Raw genomic sequence first — 21,531 nt, 5'->3', positions numbered from 1 at the left:
TGGGAAAAGAGGAATCAAGATGTCAAATATCGTAAAAGTGATCGGTCGCGAAATTATGGATTCGCGTGGTAACCCAACTGTAGAAGCTGATGTTCATTTAGCTGACGGTTCATGGGGCCGCGCTGCTGCACCATCAGGAGCATCAACAGGTACTCGCGAAGCACTAGAATTACGTGATGGTGATAAAGCACGTTACTTAGGTAAAGGTGTATTAAAAGCGGTTGGTTTTATTAATAATGAAATCGCGACAGCCTTAGCTGGCCAAAATGCACTAGAGCAAAGCACTGTTGACCAAGTAATGCTAGATTTAGATGGTACCGAAAATAAAGAAAAACTAGGTGCAAATGCAATCTTAGCAGTGTCATTAGCAACTGCAAAAGCTGCTGCACAATCTAAAAAAGTAGAGCTTTATGAGCACATTGCTGACTTAAACGGTACACCAGGTGTTTATTCTATGCCGTTACCAATGATGAACATCATCAATGGTGGTGAGCATGCTGATAACTCAGTTGATATTCAAGAATTCATGATCCAGCCAGTTGGCGCTGCCAACTTCCGTGAAGCGCTTCGCATGGGTGCAGAAATATTCCACAGCCTTGCCAAAGTACTTAAAGCTGATGGTCATTCAACCGCAGTGGGTGATGAAGGTGGTTTTGCACCAAACCTTGCCTCTAACGAAGCGGCACTTGCAGCAATTAAAGTTGCTGTTGCTAATGCAGGCTACGAGTTAGGCAAAGACATTACTCTAGCACTTGATTGTGCTGCGTCTGAGTTTTACGACAAAGAAGCAAATATCTACGACCTTAAAGGCGAAGGTAAAAAATTCACGTCAGAAGAGTTTAACTACTTCTTAAAAGATCTAACTGAACAGTACCCAATCGTGTCTATCGAAGATGGCCTTGATGAGTCTGATTGGGACGGCTTTGCACACCAAACAAAATTACTTGGCGATAAGATCCAATTAGTTGGTGACGATTTATTCGTTACAAACACTAAGATCTTAAAGCGTGGTATCGACAACGGTATTGCTAACTCAATCTTAATCAAGTTTAACCAAATTGGTTCACTAACTGAAACGTTAGCTGCAATCAAAATGGCTAAAGACGCTGGTTTCACTGCTGTTATTTCTCATCGCTCAGGCGAAACTGAAGATTCAACGATTGCTGATTTAGCAGTGGGTACTGCAGCTGGTCAAATCAAAACAGGTTCATTGAGCCGTTCTGATCGTGTAGCTAAGTACAACCAATTGCTACGTATTGAAGAGCAATTAGGCGCTAAAGCACCTTTTAATGGTCTTAAAGAAGTTAAAGGTCAGTAATTCTTTTATAAGAAGCTGATTTAAACTTTTGAAAAATCCTCGCAAATGCGGGGATTTTTTTGTTTTATTAGATGATATTTTATGCAATAAGGTTGTAGGTGTGTAAAGTTTAAATTTAATAGGGGTTTAAGGTTCTTTTTTTGTTGTTTAATTGTTATTTTATTGGTGTAAAAAAATAACAGTTAGCAGATTATGAAAAATAACAAGATTACTCATCTACTTAATGCAAAGTATCATGGTGAGCTCCCACCACAACAAAGAATTTTAGATTTTGCTCTTACAGATTCCGAATTTGTCTATCATTGGTTATGTCATGTTGTGTCATGCTCAAGCTGTCCACAAGAACTCGCAATTGTTTTGTGTTTAGCTAAGCACCATGAAATTAAAGCGCTTCAGATATTGACTCATTTTTGGCCAAAGAGAATAGTTAACCATGATACAGTTGATAGTTTTGCAAAGCATTTATCGAGTATGCCTAATGTTATAAGGCAATATGCAGAACCTGATTTGATAAATTTGTGGTCTAGCTTAATTACCCCAGCAGTGCCTCAATCTAGTGGGCAATCAACACCCGTGACGATAATAGAAAGTATGCTAACGGAAGAATTGGCCAACGAGATAATTAAGTTTGCTGCGAAGAGTTTAAGTTTAGCTGCTGTCTATGCAGAGGCGTCTACTAGACAGAGAGTTGCAGATATTAGGGATAACGAGCAACTTATAACGCAATTACCTGTAGGTGATATTTCGGTTGCTATACTACAGCGCCTCATGTGCTCTGATGACTATACTGATTTAGCTTATGCTGAACCTATGGTGGTTTACCGTTATGTTAAAGGCCAACAATATAAGTGGCACTATGATTTTATAACTCCCTCAAACGAAGATGCTAAAAATGAGCTAAATTTTTTCGGGCAAAGGCAACGTACACGTATTATTAATTTAAATGAGGGGTTTGGCGGCGGAGAAACGGCCTTTAAAGATTGGAATATAAGCGTAAAAGCTAAACAAGGGCAAATTATTAAGTTCAATAATATGTTTGATAATAAAGTGGACAAAAAGTCAGTACATAGCGGTAAACCAGTGTTATCGGGGGAAAAATGGATATGTACGCTGTGGATGCGAGAGAAGCCATTTTGGCTACGCGCATCTATATGGCATAAAGATTAACATTTAACGGATGATCACAGCTGAAATTGCTGCTTCAAAATCTGCCCTGTAAAGCTGGTTTTTAAATAAAAACCACGGGGTAGGGTTTTAATAATTTGCCCGTTTGGACCGATTGCATCGGTGACTATTCTGCTGTTAGCTGCTTTTGGGCGAATTTGCATCGCATCCCCTAAATGCCCTGAGATCTCATCAATACGTCCCAGTGCAATCAACTCCATTTGCTCTTCCCAGTCTCGCTGTAACTGCGCATCTTGCTCAGCGGAGGGTTGCCATAAAAAGCCACTGCCAATGGTCCTATCAAATGGCACAATGTCTCGCTCGCCTAGAATGGGTAGCCACAAGACATGATTGAGTTTTTTACGCACATTACTTTGCTGCCATGTCATACCTGTGACATTCAATAACGGTGTCACAGACACAAAAGTGGTCTCTAATGGTTTGCCTTTATATGAGATTGGTAACGTTTTAAGTTCAATCCCGAGCTCTTCAAAATCAGGGGTTGGTTTGGAACCTGCCGTTGCACCTAATGCATATTCAATCAATTGTCCCGTCCAGCCTTTTTCCTTTAATAAATGCTCAGGTGTTTTAAACTGATAATGACTTGCTAATTGGCCTAATGTCAGCCCTGAAATGTTGCTAACACGTTGCATTAATTCATTGATTGAATGTGGTTTTATCGGTTTCATAGCGAGTTATTTGGTTGTATAAATTCACTACTCATGATAGCAAAAGAGTTTAACCGTGGATATCTTTGCGTTTGGGTGTTTTTTGTTCAGTGATAGTTTGCTGTGTTTTTAGGCAAGGTGAAACTTGCTGACTTTAAGCTTAATGTATTGAATTTAATGGTTTTTAACTGTTAAATTTGCAAAGCCTTTAAGCTGTGTTGAAAACTTGTTGGGATAAATACATAACTATGAACAATGTTATCCACAGAAACTGTGGAAAAGGCAAGTTATTGGATCTGTTATTGTGGATTTGTTTGCAAAATGAGCTGTATAAACTAAAGTTATGCACAAGCTGTGAGTAAGATGCGTAAAACTCTGAATATTGTTTGCCGTATTGCAGGTAATGTGGAACAATCATTAAAAATCGACTTACAAATGAGGCACTAAGGTGATTGATGCCGAAGGTTTTCGTGCCAATGTCGGAATTGTAATTTGCAATAATCAGGGACAGGTCTTTTGGGCCAGACGTTATGGTCAGCATTCTTGGCAGTTTCCTCAAGGTGGTGTTGATAGTGGCGAAACAGCAGAGCAGACCATGTTTCGTGAATTACACGAAGAAGTCGGCTTGCGTCCTGAAGATGTAGAAATTGTCGCAAGTTCAAAACATTGGTTACGTTATAAATTGCCCAAGCGTTTGATCCGCCGAGACTCCAGTCCGGTGTGTATTGGGCAAAAGCAAAAATGGTTTTTATTGAAACTGCGTTGTAAAGACGAAGACGTCAACTTACTAAAAACACATCATCCGGAATTTGATGATTGGCGGTGGGTAAGTTATTGGTATCCGGTAAGGCAAGTTGTATCGTTTAAACGCGATGTTTATCGCCGTGTTATGAAAGAATTCGCACCCTTTGCGATGCCTTTTAATAAACGTGAACAGTCCAAAGATACTTGGCGCCATAAAGGTAAATAATATAAAGGAGCAGTATTATGCTGGCTACACTCAGAGCTATTGCCGAGTCCGTTTCGCAACAAGCGAGTTTGGATAGTGCGCTAGCATGTTTTGTTGAAATGGTGAAAGATGCCATGAAAACTGAGTGCTGCTCCATTTATTTTGCTGATTACAGTCAAGATAATTTTGTATTAATGGCAACCAGAGGGCTTAATCCCGCAGCCGTGGGTAAGTTTAGAATCGGTTTTACCGAAGGTTTAGTTGGCTTAGTAGCACAACGAGAAGAACCTATTAATATTGCCTTTGCCAAGTCTCACCCCCGTTTTAAACTCTCTCCTGAAGTGGACGAAGAAGGCTTCAACGCATTTTTGTCTGTGCCTGTAGTTCATCAAAAAAAAGTACTGGGCGTTATTGTTGTACAACAGAAAATTGCCCGTGTATTTAGTCAAGATGAAGAGTCTTTTTTAATTACGTTATCTGCGCAACTAGCGTCGCAATTAGCCCATGCAGAAATCAAAGAAGTTCTTCGCCAAGATGAGTTTTCTCATCAGACCTCGGTGCTAAAAGGGGTTTCTAGCGCGCCAGGAATTGCGATAGGGCAGGCGTTTGTTATTCTGCCGAAACTTGACTTTAAATCGATAGAATTAAAAAAAGACGATAACTGTATTGAGCAACGCCGCTTATTTACTCAAGCTGTTGCTGCAACCCGCAAAGAATTTAACACCTTGTCGATGACTCTTAGCGATTCCATCCCTAAAGAAGCGTTGGCAGTATTTGAGGTGTATCAGCAACTACTGGATGCAAAAAGTTTAGGGCAGAATGTTGAAGCACAGCTGCAAGAGGGCTGGTGTGCAAAAAGTGCATTGAAAATAGTGATCGAACGATTGATCTCCCAATTCAATGCCATGCAGGATCCTTATATCAAAGAGCGTGCGGTTGATGTTAAAGATATCGGCCTGCGCGTACTGCATCACCTCGTAAATACTGAACACGCAGTAAAAAGTTATCCTAAAGATACAGTACTGATCGCTAATACTTTAACCCCAGCCATGCTTGCAGAAGTGCCTAAAGGCCATTTAGTTGGCGTGGTGAGTGTTAACGGTGCGGCAAATAGTCATGCGTCAATTTTAACCCGTGCCATGGGGATCCCTGCAATTTGGGGTATTGAAGATTTACCGTTATTGCAGTTTGATGGTAAACCAATGATTTTAGATGCATACGCAGGGCGATTATATATTTCGCCTTCGCAAATGCTACAAGATGAGTATTTACAATTACAGCACCAAGAAAGTCTATTAAACGACAAGTTTGTGGCTGAGCAAGAATGCGATGCAGTGACATTAGATGGCGAGCATATTAGCTTGTTGCTCAATGCTGGTTTGGAACTCAATACTGAAAAAGCTAACACCAAAGTCTGTGATGGCGTTGGCTTATACCGAACTGAAGCCTGGTTTATGCAAAAAGGCCAGTTTCCATCACAAATAGAACAAGAGAATTGGTATCGCGAAGTATTAGCCAGTTATCATCCAGAACCTGTAGTGATGCGTACGCTTGATATTGGTGGTGATAAAGCACTTGATTACTTTGATATTACTGAAGAAAACCCATTTTTAGGCTGGCGGGGTATTCGTGTCACATTGGACCACCCAGAGATCTTTTTAGATCAGCTCAAAGCCATGGTTAGAGCAAATATTGGTTTAGGTAATTTAAAAATTATGCTGCCAATGATAAGCGGTACCGAAGAGGTTGATGAATCTTTAGCGTTGTTAGAGCAAGCCTATTTTGAACTGGAAGAAAAATACCCAGAGCAAGCCATTGAACGCCCAGAGATTGGCGTAATGTTAGAAGTCCCTTCAAGTGTATTTATGCTCCCTGAATGGTCTAAAAAAGTAGATTTTTGTTCTGTGGGTAGTAACGATTTGACGCAATACTTACTTGCCGTCGATCGTTCTAATGCGCGTGTTGCTGATTTATTTAATCCCTATCATCCTGCGGTATTAAGAGTACTGCAAAAAGTTGCAAAAGAGTGTCAGCAATATGAAATGTCCTTTAGTTTATGTGGTGAATTAGGTGGCGATCCTGAAGGTGCAATACTGCTGATTGCGATGGGTTATCGACGCTTGAGTATGAACTACTCATCATTAAGTAAAGTTAAATGGGTATTAAGACGTTTAAAAGCCAGCGATATGGAAGCATTACTGGCGGAGTGTTTAGCACAATCTACTGCAAAACAAGTGCTTAGGTTAACGCGTAATTTTATGATTGAGCATCAACTTGGTGAATTATTTTATACCCCAAATCAGGCTTCTTAGTAGCCTAAACGAGTGCTGTAAAGATTCGATATAATCGATTAGTATATGCATATAATAAATTCAATTTTATAAGAGTGTACGATGCATGATTTAGTTATCCTGATTATCAGCTGCGCGCTATTAGGTTGTGTGGTTGGTTTTTTAGCTGGGTTATTAGGCATTGGCGGCGGATTAATTATTGTGCCAGTACTGAGTTCATTATTAGTGCATTTTAATGTTGTTGCGGTTGATCATGTACTGGTTATTGCTATTGCTACCTCGCTTGCCTCTATTTTATTCACTTCAACGTCATCTGCATTAGCGCACCATAAGAATCAAAATGTGCCATGGGAAATTGCGCCTTGGGTTATGTCTGGCGTTGGACTTGGTGCTCTGATCAGTGGTTTTGCCGCGAGTTTAATTCCAGAACAGTTATTACGCATCGTTTTTGCTGTTAGTGTGGTGTTTATTGCTGCTCGTATGGTGTTGTCTGCTCGTAATAAACCTGTCGCGGTCAAACCTATGCCAAGAGGCCCAATTATTGGCGCTATTAGTGCAGTGATGGGCGGATTATCAGGTTTGATTGGTATTGGTGGCGGCGCATTGATTGTGCCGCTACTACATTATTTTTCAGTTGATATTAAAAAAGCCATAGGCTGCGCGGCAGCATGTGGCATTGTGATTGCGTTATTTGGCTCTGTGGGGTATATCAGCGCTGGTTGGCAAGTAACCGATTTACAACATGGCTTTGCAGGTTTTGTGTATTTACCAGCATTATTAGGTATAGTGATAACTTCGTGGTTTATGGCACCAATTGGAGCCAAAGCAACGCATTATTTACCTGTTTCAACGATAAAAAAAGTGTTCGCGGTGTTACTGGTTATTATCGCGCTTCAAATGGTTTTTAGTTAAGGTTTAATTTTTATGGCTCTTGAATTTCCAGACATCAATCCGATTATTTTCTCTGTCGGTCCTCTCAGCGTACGTTGGTACGGTTTAATGTATTTAATTGGTTTTGCTTTTGCGATGTGGTGGGCAAATAGGCAAGCGGCTAAACCTAACTCGGGGTGGACAAAAGAAGAGGTCAGTGATTTACTGTTCTACGGTATGTTGGGAGTCATTCTGGGTGGTCGGATTGGCTATGTACTGTTTTATCAATTTAGTTATTTTTTAGAAAATCCACTGTATTTATTTAGAATCGATCAAGGTGGTATGTCTTTCCACGGTGGCACTTTAGGGGTGATAACCGCTATTTGTGTGTTTGCCTGGACACGTAAAAAACAGTTACTTGCAGTGGGGGATTTTGTTGCTCCGCTAGTGCCGGTTGGCCTTTTAGCAGGGCGTATTGGTAACTTTATTAACGGCGAATTATGGGGCAGAACTACCGATGTACCATGGGCTATGGTATTCCCAACTGGTGGTCCACTGGCGCGTCACCCATCACAGTTGTATGAGGCATTTTTAGAAGGCCTAGTGCTGTTTATTATTCTGTATGTGTTTACAAAAAAGCCACGTCCAGCGGGCAGCGTAGGCGGATTATTTTTACTAGGCTACGGGGTATTTAGATTTTGCGTTGAGTACGTACGTGAACCCGATGCGCATTTAGGTTTATTTGGCGGCTTTATTTCAATGGGGCAAATATTGTCATTGCCGATGGTCATCGCAGGCCTAGGTTTGATAATATGGGCGTATAAAAAGCCACAGCCAGCTGTTGCCAGCAAAGCTTAATAAAAGAAGTTAACAATGAAACAATATTTAGAATTATGTCAGCGCATCGTTGATGAAGGCGTGTGGGTTGAAAATAAACGTACAGGAACTCGTTGCTTAACGGTTATCAATGCCGAGCTTGAGTATGATGTGGCAAATAATAAGTTCCCAATGATCACTACCCGTAAAAGTTACTACAAGGCGGCGATAGCTGAATTGTTAGGTTATTTACGTGGTTATAGTAGCGCTGCGCAATTTCGTGACATAGGTTGCATGACTTGGGATGCTAATGCCAATGAAAACCAAGCATGGTTAAATAATCCGAACCGCCAAGGTGAGGATGACATGGGCCGAGTATATGGCGTACAAGCTCGTGATTGGCAACGCCCTGATGGCACTGCGTTAGATCAGTTGAAAAAAGTCATTGATAATTTAAAAAATGGTGTGGATGACAGAGGCGAGATCATCACTTTTTATAATCCGGGTGAATTTGAGTTAGGGTGTTTGCGCCCATGTATGCACACGCATACTTTTTCGCTTCTTGGCGATACGCTTTATTTAACCTCGTATCAGCGTAGTTGTGATGTGCCACTTGGTTTGAACTTCAATCAAATTCAATGTTTTGTATTGCTTGCACTGGTCGCGCAGATCACTGGCCACAAAGCAGGTAAGGCCTATCATAAAATCGTTAATGCCCATATTTATGAGAACCAACTGGAATTAATGCGCGATGTGCAGTTACAGCGTGAGCCATTTGCATCACCTACGTTGACGATTAATCCAAATATTAAATCACTCGAAGATATCGAAACGTGGGTCACCCGTGATGACTTTGAGGTAAATGGCTATCAATGCCACGATGCAATTAAATACCCGTTTTCAGTGTAACAATTAATAAGCATCATAGTTTTAAGGAGAGAATAATGAAAGCAGTGATCCCAGTTGCAGGACTTGGCACCCGTATGTTGCCAGCTACTAAAGCTATTCCAAAAGAGATGTTACCGATTGTAGATAAACCCTTGATTCAATATGTAGTTAATGAAGCGGTTGCTGCGGGTATTAAAGAAATTGTATTAGTGACTCACTCTAGTAAAAACTCTATTGAAAACCATTTTGATACCAGCTTTGAGTTAGAAGCAACGCTAGAGAAGCGGGTTAAACGTCAGTTACTTGCTGAAGTACAAGCTATTTGTCCAAAAGATGTGACAATTATTCACGTTCGCCAAGGTGAAGCAAAAGGGCTAGGGCACGCAATAAACTGCGCTGCGCCGATTATTGGTAACGAACCGTTTGTGGTTATTTTACCAGACGTAATTATTGATGACGTTGAAAGCGATCTTCAAAAAGATAATTTAGCTGAAATGATTACTCGCTTTAATGCAAACGGCGAAAGCCAAATAATGGTTGAGCCTGTGCCTATGCAGGATGTTGATAAGTTTGGTGTGGTCGATTTAGGCGACGTAAAGCTTGAACAAGGGCAAAGCGCAGCGATCCTTAATATGGTTGAAAAACCTCCTGTGCATAGCGCACCATCAAATTTGGCTGTGGTAGGTCGTTATGTGCTAAGTAAAAATATTTGGCCATTACTTGCAAAAACTCCCGCAGGCGCCGGCGACGAAATTCAGTTAACAGACGCAATTGCTATGTTGATGGAAAAAGAATCTGTTGCTGCTTATGCGATAAAAGGGCGTAGTCATGATTGTGGTAGTAAGTTGGGCTATTTAAAAGCTACTATTGAATTTGCACTGCGTCGTGATGAATTTAAAGATGAACTAAGTGATTTTATTAAAACCTTAGTTTAAGCTCATTTATTGAGCCTAACTTATAAAAGTGCCTTAGTGGCACTTTTTTATTGCTTAAAAATCCTGAAACTGGCACTGACTTTGCTTATAATATGGCATTATTTATTTTGTGATGCTAACAGATGATGTGTTTTAAAAAGCAAGCTTGGTATACCACAGTGTTGGTTACAGCAACTGTCTGGCTTAGTGGGTGCAGTAGTATTAATGCTAACCCGGTGGAACAGCAGCCTGCATTAATTTCTGATCAACAAGTCAAAGAGTATGTTCAGCAATGGCACTCGCAACAAGAGAGTATTACTCGTTTAGCTGCGATGGAGGAAGACTTGCAACTATTAATAATGGCACTTTCCTCTCAAACTGATATTGCAGAAAACCCAGCGGTGCTTCGCGAAGATAATGTTACGGTGGCTCATTATGCTGAAAAAATACAGACCCCTGATACTGCTAACTCCTCAAAAACTATCGAAAACCGCCCCCAGCCACTGTATAACAATTCACTGCCAGGCGCGCAACTTGGGCTGTATTTAAAACCGCAAAGAGTGAGAACGCAAATAACAAAGTTACAGCAGCAATATCCACAGGCATTTAGCCAATTAGATTTTGTAATGACTGAGCGTCAAAATAAAGGTGTTACCATGTATGGGTTACGAGTTGGGCCATTTCAAAATTATACTGAGGCCAATCTATTTTGTTCTTTAGCGCAAAGTTTAGGCCAAAAATGCCTGAGTGCTCCGTTTGTTGGTGAGCCACTTTAACTAAGCCAGTTATTTATCTGATTTTTATGTAATTAATCTTAAAGTAATTGTTCTAATTGCCGATAAATCTTATGATAGGGGCTCTTTATGGTAATGCCCCATTTTTATAAGGATTTAATATGAAACGATCTCTTCCAATACTTGCTGTGAGTATTCTAGCTATATCTTTTAGTGCGGTGTCTACTACTTCTACATTCCGTGCCGAAGTAACTGTGCAGAATGCAGTTAAATTAGACAAGGATGATGATTTAAGCTTTGGTACTATCCGTGCAGTTGCAGATTTATCTGGCACTCATGTTGCGAGTATAGTTGTTAATCCATTACCAGCTGCAAGTCCTGTCTCTACTAGTAGCTCTACAGGTACAGATGCTTCAATTTCGATCATTGATGATGGAGTTCCCGCTTCTTTTACTGTATCTGAAGCGGTTAAGAATGCACAATTAAAAATAATTAGCCCTACACAAACTACTTTAGAATATGAAGGAACTAAAGATGATGGGCGGCCAAACTTTACTATTGGGAACTGGACTTATGTAATTACTTCAGGCCCTAATGAAAACGAAACTTATACAGATGGAACACCTAATTTAATGGTTGATTCTACAGATGGAACAGTATCGTTCAATATAGGAGCGACACTTAGTACACCCGATTCAGCAGCGTTTTCTAAAGATTATGCTGATGGAGTCTATTCTGGTGATTTCCAAATCGAAGTCGCTTATTAAATCGCTTCTAGTGCGACTTTTACCTTATGCAGTGGCTGTAAGTATTTTAATTTACAGCCCTAACCATTTCGCAAATACCATAGAGCAACAGTCGCTTGATTTTGGCACGTTAGTCATACCAAGTAACAGTAATGTTAGTTCCGTGATAATCAAAGCGAACGGTGACATAAATACTATGGGTAAAATTTATGTACTAGAGAAAGGACGACCTGCTGAGCTATTACTAACCGATTTCCCTGCACATACAGAATTAACTATGCAATTAGTTAATTCTGTAACCTTACAGCACAACGCACAGGGTAGCAGCAGCGCCGATTTTGAAGTACGTCTCAATGGCTTTCCAAAATCTACCATCACTGATGATTTAGGTGAGGCGAAAGTGTTTATAGGCGGCACATTAATAACAAAACCTAGTAGTAAAAGCTATTCCGATGGCGACTACTCCTCAACTACTAACCTAGAAATTTTGATTGACTACTAAGGACTGAGATGTTCAATAAATTAACAGTGATGTGTGTGCTGCTAACAGCATTTTTTAGCCAAATGGCCTTGGCAAACTTATTGATTTCACCTACCCGTGTTACTTTTGATGAACGCCAGCGTAGTGCTAAAGTCACGGTGATCAATAATTCTGATGAACAACGTACGTACCGAGTAGTCTGGAGTGAAAAACAAGCTTTACCAGGTGGGGGTTATAATAATTTAGCGCAAGTGACCGAAAACAGTTTATCGCCAATGACACGTTTATCCCCTAAGCAAGTGACCTTAGCAGCAGGTGAAAAACAAACCGTTAAAATTGCTATTCGAAAGCCAAAAGGTTTGCAGCAAGGCGAATACCGCTCGCACTTATTATTTCAAGCTCTACCTAACGAAAATAAAGAGCAAAAATCAGGAATACAGATCAACATGATTATGAGCTTTAGTATTCCCGTTGTTTACCGTGAGCAGCCAGAACAACCTAATGTTACGATCACTCAGGCAAATATTATAAAAAATAGCAATCAAAGCAAGCCACAAATTCAAGTTCAACTGCAACGACATAACAACTTTAGTAGTTATGGAAAACTCAGCGCTTATATAAAAACAGCATCAGGCGAGAATGAGAAAGTAGCTGAAATTAGCAATTTAAGCCTGTATCCAGAAGTTGATACTACCATTGCAACACTGAGCCTATTTAAAGATAAACAGCTGCCAACACAGGGCAGTATTTTCCTCGATTATCAAGGTGCTGAAGAATATAAAGGGGTTGATTTTGCTTCATACACACTCGCTATTGGGAAATAATCTTAAGCGTTATTAAGCGAATAAAGTGATCCGTATATTTACTCTTGGGCTTTTATTTTTAAGCTCAATGAGTTTTGCTAGTGCTGTGCAAACTGCTGATGTGTTGCGCACACTTAAGGCTATTCAAACTAAATTAAATCAACCGCACCCGAAAGTGAGTGCACAGCAGCCCGTTATAGACGAACACAGGCAACCTGCAGCACAGCGCATTGCCGCCGGTGAATTTTTACTCTTTTCGCTGCACTTAAACGGTGAATATCTTGGTGAAGCATTTGCGATAAAAAGCGAACAAGGTGTGTTATTGGGGTTATCGGGTTTAGTCGAAATATTACAACTGGCTATTAATGTTGATATTGCAAATGGCACCGCTTCAGGTTGGTTTATCAATGAAGCAAACTTATTTACACTAAATGCTACTGAACCTAAACAATTAATTTTTAATAATCAGTTTGTTACGCTATCTTCGCAGCAACTACTAATTGATGATGATATTTATATTGATGCAGCCGTTTTACAGCGCGCCTTCTCAGTTGCTATTATTCCTGATTATGCGAATTTGACGCTAGAGCTTACAACGGAGCAATTGTTTCCTGTTGCTGCGCAACAACAAAGGCAAAAGCGTTTGTTTAACAACCAGCGTAAAGGGGATAACCAACCTACACAACCTTGGAAGGCTAGTCCCTATCAGGCGGTTTCAATGCCAGTGGCTGATTTGCAGCTAAATTATCGTCGTGATAATGATAGCAGCCGTACAAGTTATTCATTATTAGGCGCACAAGATTTTGCGTACCTTTCAGCAGAATATTTTTTAGCAGGACGTAAACAAGATTTATTGACTGACTCTCGGCTGACATTCTCTAAACAAGATGTTAATAACAGCTTACTCGGTGTTTTTGCAGCCAGCGAGTTGGAGTTTGGTGATATCACTGCAACGCAAGTAGGTAGTCGTTATAACGGTCAATATGGCCGTGGTTTTAAGTTTTCAAATTATCAGTTAGATCGCAAAATAGATAACAATCGGATTAATCTCACAGGCGCTATCCAGCCTGGTTGGGATGTTGAGCTTTATCGTAATGGCATTTTAATTGAACAACAGTTAAGCCTTGCAGATGGCCGTTATATATTCGATAGTATTGATTTACTGTATGGTGAAAATAACTTTGAGTTGATCTTTTATGGTCCTCAAGGGCAAGTTGAACGCAAAACAGAATATTACTTTATTGACGGTAATCAATTGGCGCAAGGAGAAGCAGCATACGAAATATCAGTATCAGAGCAAGGTAAACAATTACTAGGAAGTGAAAGTAATTCACAACAAAGTGGCTGGTTAGCGGCAGGGCGATACGAACGTGGTTTGACTGATAATATCGCGATTTACACCGGGGCTATGGCGCAAAAGCGTGAGGACGATGAGTTTTATCAATTTGCTTTTGGTACCAATATCAACCTGTTTGAAAGACTGTTGGTTAATTTAGACTACGAGCAAAATAACCAACAACAAAATGAATTAGAACTCACAGCAAGAACTCAACTGGCCGATCAATCACTGCTGTTTACCGTTACAGATCGCTCGGATCAACAGCAAGACTTGCAAAGTTATCAATTCGATATGTCGGGTGAGTTGATGCAAAATCGTTATGGTCGCCTTAATTATCAAAACAACTATTTATTACAGCATTCAAGCTCAGGTCGCGACCTACAACAAGCCTATAATCGTTTTAATTATAGTTATTCAGGCTTCTCTGTGAACAACCTATTGCAATGGCAAAATGTAAATGAGCAAAGCAAAGTATATGGGGCAACCCGTGTGCAAGGACGAATAGGGCGTTTATATAGCCGTTTTGGTTTTGATTATTTATTATCGCCAGACAGTGATATTTTAAGTTACCAAGCTGAATTTAATCGCAGTATTACTGCAAAGTTACAAGCCGAGCTCACACTTAAAAATACCCTAAATGAGAATATCCAATCAGCGGACTTGGGCCTTAATTGGCAAAATGATGATTTTAATTTAAGCAGCACCATTAACTACGACAGTAATGATAATTGGCTTTTTAGTTTATATAGCCGTTTTAGTTTTGGTTATGACGCTGAAAATAACCGCGCCTTTATGTCAAACCGCAGTCTAACCAGTACCGGTAGTCTACTGGTTAAAGTATTTTTAGATCAAAATAACAACGGCATTATGGATCCTGACGAGCAAGGTGTTGCTGGTATAAAAGTAAAAGGGCTGCAAAATTATCGCCAAGCAATAACCGATGAAAATGGCATTGCATTGTTAACCTCAATGCCAGCTAATCGCACCACAGATATTGTGCTCGATAGAGACAGCTTCCCCGATCCGTTTTTTGTGCCTGCCAATGAGGGCTTTTCAATCACGCCAAGAGCAGGATTTATTGAATACATGGATTACCCGCTAAATAACGCCAGCGAAATTGAAGGGGTGGTGTATCAGCAGCAAGGGGAGCACACTTATGTGCAGCCTTATGCAAAAATAACCCTATTAGATCAAAACGATAAAGAAGTTGCCAACACCCAAGCGGCTTATGATGGCTATTATTTGTTTACCGACCTACGGCCAGGGCAGTATCGGGTTGTGGTTGACGATAGCTTTAAAGAACGTAAAGCATTAAAAAACACCCAGCAAGTAACAGTTGATTTATCAGCAAAAGGGGATGTGTTGGTTGGGGTTGATTTTACTTTAAAATCACTCGAAGAAGTGTCGGGGACTATTGTTAATGCGGGGAATTTTTCATCGTTAATGATGTTAAAGGCATACTTACGTTTGATAAGCCCGCGCTTAAAATTACAACAGCAAGACGTGTTTTATATTCATGACCAACAGCAAAGTAAGTACATACTCGCCTTAGCATACGCTAAGCAAGTACAGCCTGAATTTACGGATCTTTGTCAGTCATTAATAAAACAAAGATTGAAGTGTGATATTGAACAACGAACAATACTTCATTAAAGGAATAGCAATGAATATCAAACAATCGTTTAGTGTAATTCAATCAGCCGTATTAATAATGAGTTTAATTATATTATCTGGCTGTACCAGCACGACGGATAGCGCGCAAAAAAGTACCAGCAGCACAGCTGAAACTAATCATGAAACCTATGTGCAGATCACGCAACAAGAGCTACAACAGCTACAAACTAGCTCTGCACAGTGGCAAGCAATTAAACCCGATCTTGAACGGTTATTACTGATTGAAAGTGATTTGAATTTATTGATAGCACAGTTAACCGCGATAGCAAATGATGACGAGAACACAGGTAATAAGAGCCATTCATCTGCTGCCTTGGCATCACAGCAAGTACCGTTAGATAGGCCTGCGCAATCTATAGCAACACAGTCAAACATAACTAACAACGCGCTTTTTGCGCTGCAAATTATTGCGGTCACTCAACAATCGCAATTAGCTCCAAGCTGGCAAACAATTCAACAAAAAGTACCGAGTTTATTGTCAGATAAATTTACCACCAATGTCGAAACTGCTCAGGTAAAAGGCATGACTTATTACCGCTTAAAAATCGGGGCATACCAATATCAAAAAAACGCCCAAGCTGATTGTGATAAATTAAAGCTACAACAGCTCAACTGCATGGTGACTCACTACACCGATAACCCAATAAAATTATAAATAGGCATAATACTTGCTTTGTTATTGCCATGTTTAGTGAGGATGGCAATTATGCGCCTTTTGTTATGTTTATTATTGCTGAGTCTAACTGCGTGTAGTTTAACGCAAGAAAAACCGCCAGCACCAAGTACCAATGCCCCAAAAGCAACAATGGCACCTTATACTGTGCATCAGTATGTGAGCGACTTGAGTAGTCAATTGAGCCATGTGCAAGGGCCATTTAAAAGCTCTGCACGGATTGCCGTTACTAGCTTTTACTTAGCCAACGCGCTAGATAGTGAGCTGGCACAAGGGCAGGGCGCTGGGCTGAGTCAGCAAATTCAAGAAAGCTTAATTACTCAGTTTACCCAACTTGGCTATAACACTATTGAATATCGCCTTGAAAAACACCTTAATTTAGCCAGCAACGCAGATGGTATATTAAGTCGCGACATTAGCAAATTACGCCAACGTCAGAATATTGACTTTGTTATCACGGGTACCTTAACACGGCAACAACATGCCTATATAGTTAACGCCCGTATGGTAAATACGCAAGATAGCCGCGTTGTATCTGCCGGCAGTACAGAGATCCCCATAAATGTGATGTGGGGCGATGAAAAAATACAACAGCGCGACGGTTATATTTACCGCAGCGAGTACTAATTAGGAGCTCTCATGAAACGCTTAATATTAACTTTATGTTTGCCACTGGGTTTTGGTTGCGCGCAAATGATGGAACCGGGCAAAACAGCACAAACTGATAACTCTGCGCAGTTAGAGGGTGATCAAAGAATGGTTGCTGCTCCTGGGCAAAATAATACATTTTATCAAAACAATATTCCAGTGATGAACGATAGTAGCCAAGTCACAGTCCCAACACGTAAAAATATTAATCATTATGTACGTGGCATAATGCAAGATATGGCTGAAAATTTACAATACGTAAATACCAAAACGCCGCTGGCCGTATCAAGCTTTATTTTTTTAGATGATGATTACAACGACGGCACATTGTTAGGTAATCAAATCGCCGAAAGTTTTATGCACGAGCTACACAGTTTTGGTGTACCGGTGATCGACTTTAAAACCACCGACTACATGCGTGTTACTCCCTCTGGCGACTTTGTATTTAGTCGCGATTATTTAGAGCTAAGTAAAGATCAAAACTTCAACTACGTACTGGCGGGCACTATGGTAAATCACCAAGGTGGTGTATTAGTCAATGCCCGAATTATTGGTTTAACAAGTAAGGCAGTGGTTGGCTCTGCACAAGGGTTTATTCCGCAATCCGTTGTTGATGCACTGGACAGTAGCTATCGCACTGATGGCGTAATGCTAAAACAAGCGAGTAAGTGAGGCCAATGATGAGTAAGCTAATCCACAGCGCTAAATTATTAACCGTAGGGGGTGTGATCAGCATTCTCAGCGCATGCAGCATGACCAATAATACGGCTGAGCCTGTACAAAGTACGACTAGCCGATATGACCTTACTCAAATGCTAAAACAAGTACAAATGAATAGTGCCGAGCCACTTGATAACTCAGCGCAGTTTAGTCCTAACAAACACCATAAAACACTGGTTAATTATGTAGAGCAAATGGCGTTAGACTTAGTCGACACAATGCAAACAGAGCTTGATACCTCGATTGCCGTTACTTCATTTGTAGATTTAGATGCCAGCCTTAATAACAGCAGCCAATTAGGCAACCAGTTATCAGAGAGTTTTATTCATCAACTGCAAAAATTTGGTTATGGTATTGTTGACTTTAAAACCACCGACCAAATAACTATGAACCCACGCGGTGACTTTGTATTTTCACGCGATATAGAGCAGTTAGCGGATCAACGCATCGCCAGTCATGTGTTATCAGGCACCTTGATCTACCGCAGCAACGGTGTTGAAGTAAACGCCCGTATTATTGATATCACCAGCAAACGCGTAGTTGCCAGTAGCAACAAAATACTGCCTTATTACGTACTCAACAACGCCGATATTCACCTACAACGCGCGAGTGTTAACTAGCATCGTTATAAAATCCATTTAACTGCTTGATTGTAAATAGGATAAACCGTTATAATTTTGCTATCAGCTATCAGCTATCAGCTATCAGCTATCAGCTATCAGAGTGGCCTCTTAGTTAAATGGATATAACGGCCCCCTCCTAAGGGGCAGTTACAGGTTCGATTCCTGTAGGGGCTACCAATAAAATCAATGGGTTATGTCTACACTCTATTGTAGTGCTTGTTTTTTATAGCACATTTATAGCAATCTAAATTGAATTATTATAATTTTAGAGAGGCTATTTATATCTTCTTAATACCCCGATAATTTTGTATCGTGATTTAATTTATAAGCATCTAATAAATGTAAAAGTAGCTGGTTGAGTTCATTTGCACAGATGTAAAGTTAATAGTTTTTCTACTTGAAGACTTATAGTCTTATTTAGTTTATTGGAATTTATAAGCCTTTGATGCATAATTGTTTACCAATACCATAATTGTCCGTTGTGGTATTTTTTAATGGATATGAGCATAATAACCGAGGATTGGTAATTCGAATGAACAATAGTGTATTCAAATTATGAAAGTAGTTATCTTATCAGGTGCAGGACTTTCTGTTCCTTCGGGTTTACCTTTATATGAAAATATCAAAGAAACTCCTGAGTATAAACAGTTTCAAGTAGCTGATGAATCTGAATTATTGAAGTTAATTGAGACTATTGGCTACAGATATGCGACATTTATGCCAAATCAAGCTCACTTAGAATGTAAGTACCTTGAGACATACTGTGATTCTATTGGTGTAGAGTTTAAACATTACACACTTAATATTGATGATTTAATCGAAAAGTCAGGTGGAAGTGCTATACATATACACGGCTCTATAGCTGAACCAAATAGTATTGTTAGTTTTAAAGATATTCCAAGCATAGATCTTTTTGAATTAAAATGGGAACAGAATGATATTTTAATTGTGTTGGGTGTCAGTAATACAGGTTTTCCATTAGCTGCTATCGAAGACAATGTACTTGCAAGTGGAGCAAGGTTTTTAAACTACAATGTGATGCCCAATAATGAAACTAGGACTGACACGGTTCTAGGTGATGTTGTAGATACTTTTAGAGCTCTAGATCATAATAATTTGCCGCAGGTTGAGTTCATCGAAGTTGATTTAGGCTATACTGTAAGCCAGCTCGAATGTAATATCATGGGTGATGAGTACATAGTATATATACTTCCCTCGACTGAAAGCGATTTTAGTGCAGAAAGACTTAAAGAAACTGAATCGTTAATAGGGATGGAACTCGACGAAAATTGCTATGAGATTAAGTTTGATCTTAAATCTAATATTGAAAATGAAACTCCATTTGAGCGACCAAAGGAACCTGCTACAAGAAAGCAACTAAACTTGCTAGGTAGGGTTATTTCAGGGTTAATATTATCTCATTCTATAGATAATGAGGCTACAGTTTACACTGCGTCAGCCGCAGACAAAAGACTTGTCTCATTTTACAATTTGCTTGCAAAGCGGCATGTTGATCGACTAGAATACGATCCATGGTGTGGTTTTGGTAATGACGGAGTAGATTATGCGTTCAAAAAGAAATGAAGTGACTAATCAACGTAAAGTTGAAGCTATGCGTAAGCTATCAAAAGCTTGTAATATTGCGATTAAAGCTGGTAAAGCAAAAAAAGCCATCCTGAACCCACAATAAATTAATAGCTTTATATTTATCTTAAAAAACTGACTCTTACGTCAGTTTTTTGTTTTTTAATATCGAAAAATTATTCTTATATATGTCTAGAGAATAGATTTTTTTGTATTTAAACTGCACGTAATATGTGCTCTTTAGTCTCCGCTTTTAGTACTCAAGTTGAACAAAACTTATTAACCCACGCGCATTGCGTCAAACTACCTCTGCATTACTCCGTCTTTATTCTCTTTCTATTTGATTTATATTATTTAAAAAATGAATTTATAGAACATCACTTTACAGCTCTAAGCTGACAATGAAGTAACCGCATTTTTATATTACTTAGTACAGTTATTTACAGAACTCCGAACTCCAAGTAAGAGCCTTTTTGCCATACTGGCAAATAGTGAACTAAAGGTGATTTTTGACTTCGTGTTAGTGTTTGGTATGAGCTAAAGCTAATTTCAGAGCTTTAGCTATTTGAAATGTTGAATTTAACTGCAATTTTATTTAAAAGTGATAGCTTTAGCTCTTTTTAGATATTAGGGAGCTTTAGCTAACTCGTTTCAACCGTAGATTATGCTTTTTCTACCTTCCATGAATAGTGCCTTGTGATGATGGCTTTACCAGCGAACCACAAGCCTTTTACTTTGAGTATCAGTTCACCATCGTAATAGCTTTGTAAGCACTCGCCCGTTTCCTCAACGATGTTTAAATCGTAATGTAACCTGATAGGTCTATCTTTGATCAATTCATCAGTTGCAGGTGTTTGCTTACTACATATTCACTGTAGTAGAGCTGCAGGACAATATATTCCTTTTCCAGTGGTGATGATCCTTGCGTGCCTGTGGGTTTAATTGTTTGATAGGCTGGCATTTATTTAAAACCAAAGGAGTCAAATCCTGACTTCAGACATCAGAACTTTAGATTGACCTGATATCAAGCTAACTGATTGTATTTTAGACTTTGCTCTATCTGTTAAGATGTTGGTTTACACTTTTACGCGCGAATAAATGCGGGTTTTCACACTTTTATGCGCGAATAAGTGTGGTTGTGTTGTATGAATTAAATTTACTACCATTTTAAACTGTGATGCTTTACCTTGTTGTGCAGTCGTTTTCAAGGGGTAACGAAGATATGGCAAGGCCTATTTCAATAGAAAACGCTGAGCATTATAACTGGGGTGATAATTGCGATGGCTGGCATTTGGTGCAAAGTGAGCAGCTGAGTGTTATTCAGGAGCGAGTGCCGAGTGGGGCGTGTGAGATGGCGCATAAGCATGAATTTGCAGAGCAGTTCTTTTTTATACTTAGTGGGCAGGCTAGTTTGAAAGTGGAAGCTGAAACGCACATATTAAATCCGCAGCAGGGCTTGCATGTGCCAGCAGGGGCTGTTCATCAACTATGTAATTATGGCCAAGATGACCTTGTGTTTATTGTTACTTCAACGCTGCCAAGTCATGGTGATAGAGTTAACCAATAATAATCAAGGAAGCCTAGACCTCCTTGATTCTTGGTTATATTTTTATCCTAGCAAACTAGCA

General features: G+C 39.7%; 21 protein-coding genes and 1 tRNA gene. 21 read left to right on the top strand and 1 reads right to left on the bottom strand.

The window, feature by feature from the left end:
• Positions 1–19: 19 nt before the first annotated feature.
• Complete coding sequence (gene eno / locus H5162_RS05005) at positions 20–1,318, top strand: phosphopyruvate hydratase (protein WP_145240917.1); 1,299 nt, start codon at positions 20–22, stop codon at positions 1,316–1,318.
• A gap of 192 nt (positions 1,319–1,510) precedes the next feature.
• Positions 1,511–2,485 carry a 2OG-Fe(II) oxygenase gene (locus H5162_RS05000; RefSeq protein ID WP_145240918.1) on the top strand — a complete coding sequence of 325 codons (975 nt, stop codon included), beginning with the start codon at positions 1,511–1,513 and terminating at the stop codon, positions 2,483–2,485.
• 14 nt (positions 2,486–2,499) lie between these two features.
• Here H5162_RS05000 and mutH read toward each other — a convergent pair whose 3' ends face one another.
• Complete coding sequence (gene mutH / locus H5162_RS04995) at positions 2,500–3,171, bottom strand: DNA mismatch repair endonuclease MutH (protein WP_145240919.1); 672 nt, start codon at positions 3,169–3,171, stop codon at positions 2,500–2,502.
• Positions 3,172–3,598: 427 nt separating this feature from the next.
• Here mutH and rppH point away from each other — a divergent pair, with 427 nt between their 5' ends.
• The 19 genes from rppH to H5162_RS04905 all read left to right on the top strand — a co-directional run bounded on the left by rppH (position 3,599) and on the right by H5162_RS04905 (position 21,470).
• Positions 3,599–4,120, top strand: coding sequence for an RNA pyrophosphohydrolase (gene rppH, locus H5162_RS04990; protein ID WP_145240920.1), 522 nt, complete (start codon positions 3,599–3,601; stop codon positions 4,118–4,120).
• 17 nt (positions 4,121–4,137) lie between these two features.
• Positions 4,138–6,411 (top strand): phosphoenolpyruvate--protein phosphotransferase, encoded by a 2,274-nt coding sequence (ptsP, locus tag H5162_RS04985; RefSeq protein ID WP_145240921.1) that lies wholly within the window; start codon positions 4,138–4,140, stop codon positions 6,409–6,411.
• Positions 6,412–6,492: 81 nt separating this feature from the next.
• Positions 6,493–7,302: a sulfite exporter TauE/SafE family protein gene (locus H5162_RS04980; RefSeq protein WP_145240922.1), complete on the top strand. Its 810-nt coding sequence runs from the start codon at positions 6,493–6,495 to the stop codon at positions 7,300–7,302.
• A 12-nt stretch (positions 7,303–7,314) separates the two neighbouring features.
• Positions 7,315–8,118, top strand: coding sequence for a prolipoprotein diacylglyceryl transferase (lgt, locus tag H5162_RS04975; RefSeq protein ID WP_145240923.1), 804 nt, complete (start codon positions 7,315–7,317; stop codon positions 8,116–8,118).
• Positions 8,119–8,133: 15 nt separating this feature from the next.
• The gene (locus H5162_RS04970) at positions 8,134–8,985 is read left to right on the top strand and encodes a thymidylate synthase (protein WP_145240924.1); all 852 of its coding nucleotides are present in this window, start codon (positions 8,134–8,136) and stop codon (positions 8,983–8,985) included.
• A 35-nt stretch (positions 8,986–9,020) separates the two neighbouring features.
• On the top strand, positions 9,021–9,899 hold the full coding sequence (gene galU / locus H5162_RS04965) for a UTP--glucose-1-phosphate uridylyltransferase GalU (RefSeq protein WP_145240925.1): 879 nt from the start codon (positions 9,021–9,023) through the stop codon (positions 9,897–9,899).
• Positions 9,900–10,021: 122 nt separating this feature from the next.
• Positions 10,022–10,654 carry an SPOR domain-containing protein gene (locus tag H5162_RS04960; protein ID WP_257326304.1) on the top strand — a complete coding sequence of 211 codons (633 nt, stop codon included), beginning with the start codon at positions 10,022–10,024 and terminating at the stop codon, positions 10,652–10,654.
• A 119-nt stretch (positions 10,655–10,773) separates the two neighbouring features.
• Positions 10,774–11,379 (top strand): DUF4402 domain-containing protein, encoded by a 606-nt coding sequence (locus tag H5162_RS04955; protein WP_182735244.1) that lies wholly within the window; start codon positions 10,774–10,776, stop codon positions 11,377–11,379.
• Positions 11,380–11,389: 10 nt separating this feature from the next.
• A complete protein-coding gene (locus tag H5162_RS04950; protein ID WP_182777845.1) occupies positions 11,390–11,860 on the top strand; it encodes a DUF4402 domain-containing protein in 471 nt (156 codons plus the stop codon).
• Positions 11,861–11,868: 8 nt separating this feature from the next.
• Positions 11,869–12,663 carry a molecular chaperone gene (locus H5162_RS04945; protein ID WP_182777843.1) on the top strand — a complete coding sequence of 265 codons (795 nt, stop codon included), beginning with the start codon at positions 11,869–11,871 and terminating at the stop codon, positions 12,661–12,663.
• Positions 12,664–12,688: 25 nt separating this feature from the next.
• Entirely contained in the window at positions 12,689–15,634 is a 2,946-nt protein-coding gene (locus H5162_RS04940; protein ID WP_182777842.1) for a hypothetical protein, read from the top strand.
• 10 nt (positions 15,635–15,644) lie between these two features.
• Positions 15,645–16,310 (top strand): SPOR domain-containing protein, encoded by a 666-nt coding sequence (locus tag H5162_RS04935; RefSeq protein WP_182735241.1) that lies wholly within the window; start codon positions 15,645–15,647, stop codon positions 16,308–16,310.
• 51 nt (positions 16,311–16,361) lie between these two features.
• On the top strand, positions 16,362–16,955 hold the full coding sequence (locus H5162_RS04930; RefSeq protein ID WP_182777841.1) for a FlgO family outer membrane protein: 594 nt from the start codon (positions 16,362–16,364) through the stop codon (positions 16,953–16,955).
• Between the two features lie 12 nt (positions 16,956–16,967).
• The gene (locus tag H5162_RS04925; RefSeq protein WP_182735240.1) at positions 16,968–17,648 is read left to right on the top strand and encodes a FlgO family outer membrane protein; all 681 of its coding nucleotides are present in this window, start codon (positions 16,968–16,970) and stop codon (positions 17,646–17,648) included.
• Between the two features lie 8 nt (positions 17,649–17,656).
• A complete protein-coding gene (locus tag H5162_RS04920; RefSeq protein ID WP_409076809.1) occupies positions 17,657–18,316 on the top strand; it encodes a FlgO family outer membrane protein in 660 nt (219 codons plus the stop codon).
• A gap of 105 nt (positions 18,317–18,421) precedes the next feature.
• A tRNA-Arg gene (locus H5162_RS04915) sits at positions 18,422–18,496 on the top strand.
• Positions 18,497–18,874: 378 nt separating this feature from the next.
• Positions 18,875–19,903 (top strand): hypothetical protein, encoded by a 1,029-nt coding sequence (locus H5162_RS04910; RefSeq protein ID WP_182777839.1) that lies wholly within the window; start codon positions 18,875–18,877, stop codon positions 19,901–19,903.
• Complete coding sequence (locus H5162_RS21340) at positions 19,884–20,009, top strand: hypothetical protein (protein ID WP_256729715.1); 126 nt, start codon at positions 19,884–19,886, stop codon at positions 20,007–20,009. The genes H5162_RS04910 and H5162_RS21340 overlap by 20 nt, the downstream gene beginning before the upstream one ends.
• A gap of 1,116 nt (positions 20,010–21,125) precedes the next feature.
• Positions 21,126–21,470 (top strand): cupin domain-containing protein, encoded by a 345-nt coding sequence (locus tag H5162_RS04905; protein ID WP_182777838.1) that lies wholly within the window; start codon positions 21,126–21,128, stop codon positions 21,468–21,470.
• The last annotated feature ends 61 nt before the right edge of the window (positions 21,471–21,531 follow it).

This window comes from Pseudoalteromonas sp. SR41-8 (genome assembly GCF_014163915.1).
GTDB classification, from domain to species: Bacteria; Pseudomonadota; Gammaproteobacteria; order Enterobacterales; family Alteromonadaceae; genus Pseudoalteromonas; species Pseudoalteromonas rhizosphaerae.
Note: the sequence above shows the minus strand (reverse complement) of the source record. Positions and strands in the feature narration are given on the sequence as shown.

Bases quoted from the DNA above. Each gene is read 5' to 3' on its own strand.
- H5162_RS04910 (WP_182777839.1), top strand. From the start codon at position 18,875: ATGAAAGTAGTTATCTTATCAGGTGCAGGACTTTCTGTTCCTTCGGGT.
- H5162_RS04925 (WP_182735240.1), top strand. From the start codon at position 16,968: ATGAAACGCTTAATATTAACTTTATGTTTGCCACTGGGTTTTGGTTGC.
- H5162_RS04960 (WP_257326304.1), top strand. From the start codon at position 10,022: ATGATGTGTTTTAAAAAGCAAGCTTGGTATACCACAGTGTTGGTTACA.
- galU (WP_145240925.1), top strand. From the start codon at position 9,021: ATGAAAGCAGTGATCCCAGTTGCAGGACTTGGCACCCGTATGTTGCCA.
- H5162_RS04935 (WP_182735241.1), top strand. From the start codon at position 15,645: ATGAATATCAAACAATCGTTTAGTGTAATTCAATCAGCCGTATTAATA.
- H5162_RS05000 (WP_145240918.1), top strand. From the start codon at position 1,511: ATGAAAAATAACAAGATTACTCATCTACTTAATGCAAAGTATCATGGT.
- H5162_RS04945 (WP_182777843.1), top strand. From the start codon at position 11,869: ATGTTCAATAAATTAACAGTGATGTGTGTGCTGCTAACAGCATTTTTT.
- H5162_RS04955 (WP_182735244.1), top strand. From the start codon at position 10,774: ATGAAACGATCTCTTCCAATACTTGCTGTGAGTATTCTAGCTATATCT.
- H5162_RS04930 (WP_182777841.1), top strand. From the start codon at position 16,362: ATGCGCCTTTTGTTATGTTTATTATTGCTGAGTCTAACTGCGTGTAGT.
- H5162_RS04970 (WP_145240924.1), top strand. From the start codon at position 8,134: ATGAAACAATATTTAGAATTATGTCAGCGCATCGTTGATGAAGGCGTG.
- mutH (WP_145240919.1), bottom strand. From the start codon at position 3,171: ATGAAACCGATAAAACCACATTCAATCAATGAATTAATGCAACGTGTT.
- ptsP (WP_145240921.1), top strand. From the start codon at position 4,138: ATGCTGGCTACACTCAGAGCTATTGCCGAGTCCGTTTCGCAACAAGCG.
- H5162_RS04905 (WP_182777838.1), top strand. From the start codon at position 21,126: ATGGCAAGGCCTATTTCAATAGAAAACGCTGAGCATTATAACTGGGGT.
- eno (WP_145240917.1), top strand. From the start codon at position 20: ATGTCAAATATCGTAAAAGTGATCGGTCGCGAAATTATGGATTCGCGT.
- lgt (WP_145240923.1), top strand. From the start codon at position 7,315: ATGGCTCTTGAATTTCCAGACATCAATCCGATTATTTTCTCTGTCGGT.
- H5162_RS21340 (WP_256729715.1), top strand. From the start codon at position 19,884: ATGCGTTCAAAAAGAAATGAAGTGACTAATCAACGTAAAGTTGAAGCT.
- H5162_RS04980 (WP_145240922.1), top strand. From the start codon at position 6,493: ATGCATGATTTAGTTATCCTGATTATCAGCTGCGCGCTATTAGGTTGT.
- H5162_RS04920 (WP_409076809.1), top strand. From the start codon at position 17,657: ATGAGTAAGCTAATCCACAGCGCTAAATTATTAACCGTAGGGGGTGTG.